At 48.3% G+C, this 12100-nt stretch carries 7 protein-coding genes and 1 pseudogene; 6 read left to right on the top strand and 2 right to left on the bottom strand.

Translation table 11 applies throughout. The annotated features are described in order from the left end of the window. Together F7D47_RS15125 and F7D47_RS06900 are read right to left on the bottom strand one after the other, a co-directional pair. A pseudogene (locus tag F7D47_RS15125) lies at positions 1-103 on the bottom strand (helix-turn-helix domain-containing protein); the annotation flags it as partial. A gap of 165 nt (positions 104-268) precedes the next feature. Beyond that, on the bottom strand, positions 269-556 hold the full coding sequence (locus tag F7D47_RS06900) for a helix-turn-helix domain-containing protein (protein WP_117664200.1): 288 nt from the start codon (positions 554-556) through the stop codon (positions 269-271). A 241-nt stretch (positions 557-797) separates the two neighbouring features. On the opposite strand from F7D47_RS06900, the gene F7D47_RS06895 reads away from it, so the two are divergent. From F7D47_RS06895 to F7D47_RS06870, 6 genes are all read left to right on the top strand, one after another. Next, positions 798-1097: a helix-turn-helix domain-containing protein gene (locus tag F7D47_RS06895; RefSeq protein WP_153086575.1), complete on the top strand. Its 300-nt coding sequence runs from the start codon at positions 798-800 to the stop codon at positions 1095-1097. Between the two features lie 77 nt (positions 1098-1174). Continuing rightward, on the top strand, positions 1175-1453 hold the full coding sequence (locus F7D47_RS06890) for a helix-turn-helix domain-containing protein (RefSeq protein ID WP_081978971.1): 279 nt from the start codon (positions 1175-1177) through the stop codon (positions 1451-1453). Positions 1454-1484: 31 nt separating this feature from the next. Beyond that, on the top strand, positions 1485-3143 hold the full coding sequence (locus F7D47_RS06885) for a DUF4099 domain-containing protein (protein WP_153086574.1): 1659 nt from the start codon (positions 1485-1487) through the stop codon (positions 3141-3143). Between the two features lie 98 nt (positions 3144-3241). Continuing rightward, a complete protein-coding gene (locus F7D47_RS06880) occupies positions 3242-5398 on the top strand; it encodes a type IA DNA topoisomerase (RefSeq protein WP_153086573.1) in 2157 nt (718 codons plus the stop codon). Positions 5399-5577: 179 nt separating this feature from the next. Further along, entirely contained in the window at positions 5578-6027 is a 450-nt protein-coding gene (locus F7D47_RS06875) for a DUF1896 domain-containing protein (RefSeq protein ID WP_153086572.1), read from the top strand. After that, the gene (locus F7D47_RS06870; protein WP_153086571.1) at positions 6014-11830 is read left to right on the top strand and encodes a helicase-related protein; all 5817 of its coding nucleotides are present in this window, start codon (positions 6014-6016) and stop codon (positions 11828-11830) included. The genes F7D47_RS06875 and F7D47_RS06870 overlap by 14 nt, the downstream gene beginning before the upstream one ends. Positions 11831-12100 lie beyond the last annotated feature (270 nt).

The raw sequence follows: 12100 nt of genomic DNA, 5'->3' as shown, positions 1-12100 counted from the left end.
GGCGACTAAGCTTCAAATGCTCGGAGAGTTCCTTGTCGGTGAGGTATCGCTCCCCATCCAAAGGTGGGCTGTAGGACTCGATGAATGAGGATAGCCAGTTGTTGGCTTTCTTCAAGGATTGCATGGCGGTGTCTATCGACTTGCTCTCATGCGTAAGAAGTTGGTTCATGTTCATTGTTTACAATTTGGATTAAGTGGTGAATATAAAATGTGTTGGCTCGCCCAGGGTGAAGTTTTTGGCTTTGCCTTGGGCGAGTTTGGTCTTATGCTATACCGATTTGATTCTGGCGATAAGCGGAACGATGGCTTTGACCTCTTCGGGGCAGTAATAGAATTGGCGACCTATCTGGGTATGCCCCAAGAAACGGCGGTCACGAAGTTTTTGTAAGGTGCGCTGGCTGATGCGAAGTTGCTGGCAGACCTCTTGACCTGTAAGCCATTTGTTCAGACGCTTGCCGTTAGCCTTATGCTTCAGCAACTCAACTTTCTTTACCAAGGCATCGTATCTTGCCATCATCAAGTCGAATGCCTTCTTTTCCATTGTTACTACTTCCATATTCTCTGTTTTATTGGTTCAACAAATTCGGATGCAAAGTTAATGTGTGTATGTAGAAAAACAATGAAAATGAATAACTGTGGCAGTGCTTTTCTGGGGTTTGCCGACCGCTTGGCAAGAAAAATCAAGAAAATTATACGTGGGTCATTAATGAGTTGTTAAACGGGTATTTCGCAAATGGTTAATTTTGCCGCCGAGAAATCAAAACAACGAATTATATAACATTTCAAACGGAATTAGAATGGAAGTAATAACAATGGAAAGTGCAGCCTTCAAAAAGCTGACAGAACAGTTGACAGAAATAGTCCAGTACGTGCGATTGGCCAAAATGGCATTTCAAGAGAACTTGACGGGTAAGGTATTGAAGCCGATGTTGACCAATGACGATGCAGCTAAGATGCTTGGTGTGAGCAAGCGCACCTTGCAGCGAATGCGCTCAGAGAACCGCATTGATTTTATTAAAATTGGCAATCAATGCCGATACCAAGTTGAAGCCATTGAAAGAATGGTTGAGGAACGAACAATAGCAAAGGAAACATGAGCATGGAAGATGGAACATTGAGAAAACTGGAGTTATATCTCCATGACCTACACAAAAAGATAGACGGCATCTACGACATGCTGATGTTGAGACACGAACGAGAGACGGAGCAAAAAGGAAGTTCTGCCATCAATGAAAAATTGCTCGACAACCAAGACCTCTGCCTCTTATTTCAAATATCCCCTCGTTCCCTTCAACGCTATCGCAGTCTGGGAGTGCTTCCCTACAAGCGTTTGGGGCAGAAAACCTACTACACGGAAGAGGATGTGATGCAGTTTGTAGAGAATAATGTCAAAGAATTCAAGAAAGAGAATGTGGAGCATTACTTGACTCGCATTCATCAGAAATTCAAATAACAACAGTATTCACCATTAAAAATTTACAATTATGGTACAAAAGAAAAAGAGTGATGAACAGGACGTGCTGGTGGTCCGTGACGAAAAGACGGGCGAGATCAGCGTCGTCGCCGGACTCAGCAGAGACGGCACACCGAAGCGAGCACCCGCCAAGGCGGAGAACACGTCCGACTTCCTGAGTTTTGACCGCAACAGTGACTTGATGGACAGTTTCTTTAGAAACTTCTTCCGCCAGTGCAAGGAGCCAAGCCGATTCGGATTCTACCGCATAGCGGCAGACCAGGTGGAAAACCTGCTTGGCGTGATGAAGGAGTTGCTGAAAGATCCGGAGGCTAACAAGGAGATTCTTTCCGCCCACAAGGTTGACACCTCCAATTATGAGAAAGAGGCAAAGCAATCGGAAGGTCAGGCGAAAGAAACCGCATCATCGGACGATGCGTCCAAGACGCAGGCTAACACCGAAAAAGAGAATGTATCATCTGAACAAACCAACGAAAAAGAGAACGACATGGAACAGAAACCAGAACAGAACGCAACCGAACAGCAGGCACAGACCGCTCCGGGTGTAAAGCAGAACCTCATTAGTGGTAACGATGTGAACCTGCAGGAACTTGGTGCCAAATATGGCATAGACTTCAACAGTATGAATGAGAAGGATATGAAAGCCCTGCTCAACTACGGCAAGACAGGGCTTGTGATTGTGAAGCCGACCTTCGGTGGTGAACAGATAGAGATACAGGCCCGTCTGTCATTCCGCAAGGACGATAACGACCAGTTGCAACTCGTGCCGCATTTCGTGCGCAACGAGCCTAAACTCGATGTCGCTTACAAAGGCTATACTTTTACTCCTGAGGACAAGAAGAACCTGTTGCAGAACGGTAACCTCGGAAAGGTAGTGGATTTCCCCGACAAGAATACAGGTGAACTGCGTCCTCATTTCATCAGTATCGACCGTCTCACCAATGAGATTGTGGACATCCCTACCAACAAGGTGCGCATACCCGATACCATCGGCAAGACACCTATTACCAAGGACGACAAGAGAGTGCTCTACTCAGGTATTCCGCTTCGTAAGGAGATTGAGCTTGCCAACGGGCGCAAGTTTACACCGCTGTTGCAGGTGAATGTGGAACAGCGTGGCGTAGAGTTCGTGCCTGGCAGCACAAGACAGGCGCAAGGTCAGAAACAGAATGGAGACAAGAAGCAAACCGCTGACAAGCAGGAGCAGAAGGCAGAAGGTGATGCGGGCGGTCAGAAGAAGCAGCAAGATCCCAACCACTGGCTCAATGAGGACGGGACCATCCGCCGACTCAACACCTATTTCAAGAAGGAACTGACCGAGCAGCAGAAGGACGATTATGTGGCAGGCAAGACCATCGAGATCAAGGAAGTGCCGAACAAGAACGGCAGCGGTACCTATACCGCCTATGTGAAGTTCGACTTCGACAAGATGCAGCCACGTTCCTACCGCAACAATCCAGACCTCAAACAGGCGAAGGAACAGATTCCGACCAATGAGAACAAGGTACAAGTCGCCGTCAACGAGCAGGGCAAGACCCATGAGGCGACCAAGCACACCAAGGATCCGCTGAGTCCGGGACAGTCTGCGCCAAAGAACGAAAAGCAGCAGAAGGAACAGAACGCCGAGGAACAGAAGCCAAAGAGAAAGGCAAGAAGCGTGAAGATGTAGTTGCCGCCACTTGATCCACAGAGTTAATCATCCCTTATAACAACCGACATCTGCGACCGTCTATCCCACGGTTGCGGATGTCACAAAAACAACAGACAATGAAGACAATCATCGCAGAGAAACCAAGCGTAGCCAAGGAAATCGCCCACATTGTGGGAGCTGACAAGCGTGAGGAAGGCTATATGCAGGGCAATGGCTATTATGTGACATGGGCATTCGGACATTTAGTGCAGCCTGCCATGCCGGAAACCTACGGCATGAAGGGATTCCATGCAGAGAATCTGCCTGTGATTCCCGCCCCGTTCGTTCTTGTACCCCGACAAGTCAAGACAGAGAACGGCTACAAACCAGATGCAGGTGTACTTGCCCAGATTAAAATTATCGGCAAGCTGTTTGACAGCAGTGAGCGCATTATCGTAGCAACCGATGCCGGACGTGAGGGAGAGTTGATTTTCCGATACCTCTATGCGTATCTCGGTTGCAGGAAACCTTTCGACCGTCTCTGGATCAGTTCGCTTACGGACACCGCCATCCGTGAGGGACTTCAGAACCTCAAGGACGGAAAGGAGTATGACAATCTCTATCATGCAGCCAAGGCAAGAAGCGAGGCAGACTGGCTCGTCGGCATCAACGGCACACAAGCCCTGACGATAGCTGCAGGACGTGGCACCTATTCTGTAGGTCGTGTGCAAACTCCGACCCTTGGCATGGTGTGCGAACGCTATTGGGAACACAAGCGTTTCGAGTCGAAACCATTCTGGCAGGTACACTTCGGTGTGGTTGATGCAGACAGTGGCAATATACTGAAGTTCACATCTGCCAACCGCTGGACAGACAAAGCTACCGCAACCGATATATATAATAAGGTGAAAGAAACAGGTTCTGTCATCATCACAAAGGTCGCAACCAAGCGAAAGGTGGAGAAGGCACCGCTCCTTTACGACCTCACCACCTTGCAGAAAGAAGCCAACTCCCAGCATGGCTTTACGGCAGAGCATACACTCTCCATCGCCCAGAAACTCTACGAGGCAAAGTTCATCACCTATCCAAGAACATCAAGCCGCTATATCTCGGATGATGTATTTGCCACCCTTCCCAAACTCTTCAAGAATCTGGAGAATCATTCGGAATATGGAGAAAAAGTGAAACTCTTGCCTGGCAGTGAGGACTACAGCAAGAACAGCGTGAATGCCGCCAAGGTGACCGATCACCATGCCCTGCTCATCACAGAAAATGCAGCCATTGGTCTTTTCAAGGACGAGAAGATCGTTTATGACATGATATTGTGCCGGATGATTGAAGCGTTCTCAGCAGACTGCATCAAGGATATCACATCAGTATCGGCGCAAGTGGATCATGAAGTTGAGTTTGGCATCAGTGGCTCCATCATCCGACAGACTGGCTGGCGAGCGTTGTCGCTCAAGGAAAAGAACCAAAGGCAGGACAAGGATGCAGATGCAACAGACAATGAGGTCAAGGATCAAGTCATTCCCAACTGGCAAGAAGGACAGCATATCACTCTTTCTGGCTGCACCATCACGGAGGGCAAGACCAAACCAAAGCCATTGCATACGGAATCCACATTGCTTGCAGCAATGGAGACCGCAGGCAAAGAGATAGAAGATGATACGATGCGCCAGGCAATGAAGGACTGCGGTATAGGTACACCAGCTACACGTGCCGCCATCATCGAAACCCTGCTCAAACGAGAGTATATGGTGCGCCAGCAGAAGAAACTTGTGCCGACGGAAAAAGGACTCGCCCTGCATTCCGTGGTGAAGAACATGGCGATTGCCAATGTGGAGATGACGGGCAAATGGGAGGCGGAACTTGCCAAGATAGAACGAGGTGAAGCAAGTGCAGACGGGTTCACCCATAGTATCGAAGGTTATACCCGTGAAATCACTGCGGAGCTGTTAGGTTGTGACAGACTTTTCAGTCACAAGGATTCCGGCTGCCAGTGTCCTAAATGCAAGCAAGGTACCATGCAGTTCTTCGGAAAGGTAGTAAGATGCAGTAACAAGGAGTGCGGTATGCCTGTGTTCAAGCAGGTAGCAGGAAAGTTGCTCACTGATGCCGATATCACCGACTTGCTCACCAAGGGCAAGACCAGAACGCTCAATGGTTTCACCAGCAAGCAAGGCAAATCATTCTCCGCAGCCATAGCCTTTGACGAGAATTTCAACACGAAATTCGTCTTTGCAGAGCGCAAAACAGCAGAAAAGCGAGGAAATGTGAAGAGATACAAGAAATAGTTTGTACCTTTGCCACCGAAACATGGTTCATAAATGGTGTCTTTATTTAGGATGCTTTTATTTACTGTGGATTAAGTGGCGGCACTCGGAGGGATACCGAGTGCCTTTTCTTGCTTTCACACAAACACCAACCGCCATCCACGGTTTATTATTCACCACTTAATCCATTCAACAGACAAATGAACAGAAAGAAACAGGCACAGACAGAGTTGTCCTATTACGGACTGTATCTCTTGAACCATCTCAGAGAGAACCGTTTTCCACAAGCCAGCGATGCGGACTTTATCCGCGAACGTGCAGACCATGCCGCAGAAGTATATGAGCAGGCACGGCGTGATGCCCTCTTTGCCGATGCGGCACAAGAACTTGCCATGTCAGCATTGCTGAAAGGTCTCCGCTTTTCCAAGTACAGCATCCTGTATGATGTTGTTGACAGTGAGTTTCCCCTGGAGGTAGCAGTAGAAGACCAGGAAGCGTTTGTCAAGCACCTCCTGCCTTTGGTTGACAACGTGTATTCCATTTACGACCTCACCGATGACGATTTTGCCCAGTCACCGGACTACGACCAGCTCTACACAGAGTTGACTGGAGCCGTAACCCTTTTCATAGAGTCAAATGGCGTACAATAGAAAACAACGTCTGAACGACAACATCAAGGCGATAGAGACGGCATTCATCCTTGACAGGGAACAGCGCACGCCGACCGCCCGTGAGCGTCTCCTTCTGGAGCGTTATTGCGGATTCGGGGGATTGAAGTGCATCCTGAACCCTGCCAGGGAACTGGCGGATGCCGTCCATTGGGCAAAATCAGACCTTGAATTGTTTGCTCCAACCGTGGAGCTGCATAGACTTATCCGTGAAAACAGCAAGAATGAAAGCGAGTACAAACAGTTGATGGACAGTCTGAAACAGTCTGTCCTCACGGCATTCTACACGCCGTCAGCCGTTACGGAGGCTCTGACGGATGTGTTGAAAGAGCATCATATCATCCCCGAAAAGGTACTTGAACCATCGGCAGGCATCGGTGCCTTTGTCGATTCCGTCTTGGATAACAATCCCAAGGCAGACATTATGGCGTTTGAAAAAGACCTGCTTACAGGAAAGATACTCCACCATCTGCACCCGGAGCAGAAAGTGCGCATAGAGGGATTCGAGAAGATAGAAAAGCCTTTCAATGCCTACTTCGACCTCGCCATCTCAAATATTCCCTTTGGCGATGTTGCCGTATTTGATCCGTCCTATACAGCCATGAAAGGCATGAGGGCACTTGTCACCAGACGCATACACAACTACTTCTTTGTCAAGGCTCTTGATACGGTAAGGGACGGTGGGTTGGTTGCCTTCATCACCTCACAAGGCGTATTGAATGCCAAAAACAACAGTGCCGCGCGTTTTATGATGCTCTATCATGCAGATCTCGTGTCAGCGATTCGTCTTCCCAACAACCTGTTCACGGAAAATGCCAATACGGAAGTGGGCAGTGACCTCATCATCCTCCAGAAAAACAGCCAAAAGGAGTCGCTGCGAGGAGACGACAACCTGCTTGATACCGTCTATAATGACGAGAACCGCATTCCGACAAACAACTACTTTCTGGAGCATCCGGAACGCATTATCCATACAACGGCAAAGTTGGATACTGACTCGTTCGGCAAACCTGCAATGATATACACGCATGAGGATGGTGTGGAAGGCATTGCAGAGGATTTGCGAAAGATGCTCCATGAAGACTTTAAGAAGAACCTCAATTTGAACCGATACTTGGGGATAGAGGAGCAGCAAGAAGAAACTAAGGTCGCCCAACAGGCAGAAGTTGAGGTAAAACAAGAAAACGGAAAGGAAACATTGGACATAGGGCAAACAGAGCAACCACACTTATATAATAATGTGGAAAGCAACAATGCCGATGAACCAGGTTCGCATCATGAACGGACTGTTCATCAGCAGCCACCTGTCCAAATGACCTTGTTCGACCTTTGGGGCATGGAAGAGGAAGACCGCTTGACAATAAAGGAAACAAAGAAACAGGTAAGCAAGCAAACTGGCAAGGCTACGACAATCACAAAACCATCAGCCCAAAAAACAGCAAAGAAGAAAGCAAGTCCGCTAGTGAAGGCTGTCAATCCTACGGCAAAGTTTGAGACAAAGCCTTTGGAAAATAAGGAAAAGTCCTTTGATGAAGCAAATGTCAATGCCAACACTCCAGATGTGGAGGCAAAGAAGATTCTTCCTGGTGATGAGCCATACGCAAGCATCTCTTGGGAAGAGAATCCGCCAATCAACGGCTTTTACGAGATGATGATGACCATGGCTCCCGAAGACAGGGTGCTGCTGCGCCAAAAGGCGGAACTGCACCGTCAGGAACAACTCAAGGCTTTGGGCGTTGAAGATACGCTTGATCCGAAGTTCAAGCCGCCGATGGAACCGATAGAAGTTCTCAAAGTTCAAATCAGGCATGGACAGTCAAAAGGGAATGAGCCAAAAGAAGATTCCAAAACTCAGAACACATTGAAAGAAACAAATCATGAGCGGGAACAACAAAAAGAGCAAGAAAGAAAGCGGGAAGAGCTGGCAAAGAAGAAAGAGGATGCTATGAAGCCCCGTCCATTTGATGAGAAACTGGAAAGTTTTCATCGTGAGGGTTCTATGGTGCTCGACTCTGCCAGAAACATCGGTGTATTGAAAGACCTTACCAAGTATGGTGCTACTTTCATGCCATTGGATCTGAATATGGAGCAGAAAGAAAAGGCTGTCTTGTATATCGCCCTCCGTGATGCCTATCAGAAACTTTACACCTATGAAGCGGAAGAACAGACTGAAAACAAGCAGATGCGTGAGAGTCTGAATGTCTATTATGATGCTTTCTTCATCCGCTTCGGCAACCTCAATGCCAAGCAGAACGTGAAGTTCATCCTTATGGATGCCTCAGGGCGCGACATGCTGTCCTTGGAACGGGTGGAAAACGGACAGTTCACAAAGTCAGACATCTTCGACCACCCGGTCTCTTTTTCGCTTGACGAGGTCAGCCATGTCGATTCTCCAGAGGAAGCGCTCACCGCCTCGCTCAACAAGTTCGGCCGTATCGACTTGCCGTATATGACTGAATTATCGGATATGCCGGAACAGGAACTGACGGAAGCGCTTAAAGGACGCATCTATTACAATCCGCTCATAGACGGCTACGAGATAGCCGACCGCTTCATTGCTGGCAATGTCATTGAGAAAGTGGAGCGTATAGAAGAATGGCTGAAGGAAAATCCCGATCATGCAATCGTGAGAGAGTCGTTGGAAGCCTTGAAGGCAAGCATTCCCGAACCGATAACCTTTGAGGACCTGGACTTCAACTTCGGTGAGCGTTGGATACCTACAGGTGTGTATTCCGCTTACATGAGCCACCTCTTCAATACACAGGTCAGCATCGTCTATTCCGACAGCATGGACGAATATTCGGCAAAATGCAGTATGAAGACCATGGCCATCACGGATGAGTATATGGTGAAGGGATATTACCGCCACTATGACGGCATGAGTCTTCTGAAACATGCCCTGCACAACACTTGTCCCGACATGATGAAGAGCATCGGTGAGGATGAACACGGCAACGACATCAAGGTGCGTGACAGCGAGGGCATACAGCTTGCCAATGCCAAGATTGACGAAATCCGCAACGGGTTCTCTGAATGGCTGGAGGAGCAGTCTGACTCCTTTAAGGAACGCTTGACCACAATGTACAACCGGAAGTTCAACTGCTTCGTGCGTCCGAAGTATGACGGTTCTCACCAGACCTTCCCCGGCTTGGACTTGAAAGCCCTTGGCGGAAAGTATGGTGTCAAGAGTGTGTACCCAAGTCAGAAGGACTGTGTATGGATGCTTTTGCAGAACGGTGGCGGGATATGTGACCACGAGGTCGGTACTGGAAAAACCCTCATCATGTGCATGGCTGCACATGAGATGAAACGCCTCGGTATGGCTCACAAGCCGATGATTATCGGACTGAAAGCCAATGTCGCGGAGATAGCTGCCACCTATCAGACAGCTTATCCCAATGCGAGGATACTCTATGCCTCGGAGAAGGACTTTTCCACCAAGAACCGTGTCAGCTTCTTCAACAACATCAAGAACAACGACTATGACTGTGTAATCATGTCGCACGACCAGTTCGGGAAGATACCGCAATCGCCAGAACTCCAGCGGCAGATATTGCAGGCTGAGCTTGATACTGTGGAGGAGAATCTGGAAGTGATACGCACGCAGGGCAAGGACGTGTCGAGGGGAATGCTCAAAGGCTTGGAAAAGCGAAAGCAGAACCTGGAGGTGAAGTTGCAGAAGATAGCCTACAGCATCGAGCAACGCACCGATGATGTGGTGGACTTCCGCATGATGGGCATTGACCACTTGTTTGTGGACGAGAGCCACCAGTTCAAGAACCTTATGTTCAATACCCGTCACGACCGTGTGGCAGGACTCGGCAACAGCGAGGGAAGCCAGAAGGCACTCAACATGCTCTTTGCTATCCGTACCATACAGGAGCGGACTGGCAGAGATCTGGGAGCGACATTCCTGTCGGGAACAACTATCAGTAACTCACTGACTGAGTTGTATCTGCTTTTCAAGTACCTGCGCCCCAAGGAACTGGAGCGTCAGGACATCCGCTGTTTCGATGCGTGGGCGGCAATCTTCGCCAAGAAGACTACCGACTTCGAGTTTAACGTCACCAACAACATCGTACAGAAGGAGCGTTTCCGATACTTCATCAAGGTACCGGAGCTTGCTGCTTTCTACAACGAGATAACCGACTATCGTACGGCGGAGGCGGTTGGTGTGGACAGACCAGAGAAGAACGAGATCCTTCATAACATACCACCAACACCCGAGCAGGAGGACTTCATCCAAAAGCTGATGGAGTTTGCCAAGACGGGTGATGCCACCATCCTCGGAAGACCGCCTCTGTCGGAAACGGAAGAGAAGGCAAAGATGCTAATAGCCACAGACTATGCCCGAAAGATGGCTCTCGACATGCGCATGATAGACCCGACTTGTGAGGATCATCCCGACAACAAGGCGAGCCATTGTGCGAAGATGATAGCCGACTACTATCACCGTTACGACGGTCATAAGGGCACGCAGTTCGTATTCTCAGATCTGGGAACATACCGACCGGGCGAATGGAACGTGTATTCTGAAATCAAGCGTAAGCTGATAGAGGATTATGGAATACCTTCATCTGAAATCCGCTTCATTCAGGAGTGCAAGAACGAGAGGGCAAGAAAGGCGGTGATAGCAGCCATGAACGAGGGTTCGGTACGAGTATTGTTCGGCTCCACATCTATGTTAGGTACAGGCGTAAATGCACAAAAAAGGTGTGTGGCTATCCATCATTTGGACACACCGTGGCGGCCGTCAGACTTGGCACAACGTGACGGTCGAGGTGTGCGTGCCGGCAACGAGATTGCCAAACTGTATGCCGACAATAAGGTGGATGTCATCATCTATGCGGTGGAAAAGTCGCTTGACTCTTACAAGTTCAACCTCCTGCACTGCAAGCAGACTTTTATCTCGCAGTTGAAAAGCGGAGCCTTGGGAGCGAGAACCATTGACGAGGGAGCGATGGACGAGAAATCGGGTATGAATTTTTCCGAGTATATGGCTATTCTCTCCGGAAATACCGACTTGCTTGACAAGGCGAAGCTGGAGAAGAAGATTGCTTCTCTGGAGGGTGAGCGCAAATCGTTTAACAAGGGCAAGCGTGACTCAGAAACAAAATTGCAGTCAAAGACGGCAGAGCTGGGCAACAACAAAGCCTCTCTCAAGGGAATGACCGAGGACTACGGCAAGTTTATGGGCAAAGCCAGGAAAGACAAGGACGGCAACATCCTCAACCTCATCACTCTTGATGGTGTGGAGTCCACGAACTTAGAGGTTATAGGAAAGCATCTGCAAATGTTGGCGGAGAAAGAGACAACTGGCGGACAATACAAGCGGATTGGAGAAATCTACGGATTCCCTGTCAAGATTGTCAGCAAGACAAGTTTCGAGAATGGTCTTCCATTTGTTGACAACCGCTTTTTTGTCGAGGGCAATTACAAGTACCAGTACAACTACGGTCACATTGCCAAGTCGGACCCGATAGCAGCGGCAAACAACTTTCTGAATGCCTTACAGAAGATACCAAGCTACATTGAGCAGTATGATTCAAGATGCAAGGCTCTGGAAAAGGAAATACCGCAACTGGAAGAGATAGCTGGCAAGACTTGGAAGAAAGAGGAAGAGCTGAAAGGTCTGAAAGCGGAACTGGCGGCGTTGGATAGAAAAATACAGTTGGAATTGGCACCACCACAGGAGCAAGATACTGCTGAAAAACACGAAACAAAGAATATAGAAACAGAACAAAGCATAGTTGGAAAACAAGCACGCTCCGTCTGTCGGTTATGACACCTTATTATATATAGGGGTATCTTGATGTTTTTATCATAATAAGATACCCCTGTTTTTTACATGAAATCTCAAATTTGTAAACATAACCCCATCATATAAAAATGAATAGCAAGTATTCCTGCTGAGTTTATCAAATCAGGGTCATTGTTGTTGATGACGACTCTACCATCAGCTCATATATGCCTTTTCGACACAAGCATATCTTGTTTTCATTTGTACTCCGAGTGTGTACAGTTTCAAACCATGATTTACATTCTAACATAAGAA

The sequence above is a fragment of the Segatella copri genome (assembly GCF_009494835.1).
Classification (GTDB): domain Bacteria; phylum Bacteroidota; class Bacteroidia; order Bacteroidales; family Bacteroidaceae; genus Prevotella; species Prevotella copri_F.
The sequence above is the reverse complement of the archived record's forward strand: the minus strand, read 5'-3'. Positions and strand labels throughout refer to the sequence as shown.

Bases quoted from the DNA above. Each gene is read 5' to 3' on its own strand.
- F7D47_RS06875 (WP_153086572.1), top strand. From the start codon at position 5,578: ATGAACAGAAAGAAACAGGCACAGACAGAGTTGTCCTATTACGGACTG.
- F7D47_RS06895 (WP_153086575.1), top strand. From the start codon at position 798: ATGGAAGTAATAACAATGGAAAGTGCAGCCTTCAAAAAGCTGACAGAA.
- F7D47_RS06900 (WP_117664200.1), bottom strand. From the start codon at position 556: ATGGAAGTAGTAACAATGGAAAAGAAGGCATTCGACTTGATGATGGCA.
- F7D47_RS06880 (WP_153086573.1), top strand. From the start codon at position 3,242: ATGAAGACAATCATCGCAGAGAAACCAAGCGTAGCCAAGGAAATCGCC.
- F7D47_RS06885 (WP_153086574.1), top strand. From the start codon at position 1,485: ATGGTACAAAAGAAAAAGAGTGATGAACAGGACGTGCTGGTGGTCCGT.
- F7D47_RS06890 (WP_081978971.1), top strand. From the start codon at position 1,175: ATGCTGATGTTGAGACACGAACGAGAGACGGAGCAAAAAGGAAGTTCT.
- F7D47_RS06870 (WP_153086571.1), top strand. From the start codon at position 6,014: ATGGCGTACAATAGAAAACAACGTCTGAACGACAACATCAAGGCGATA.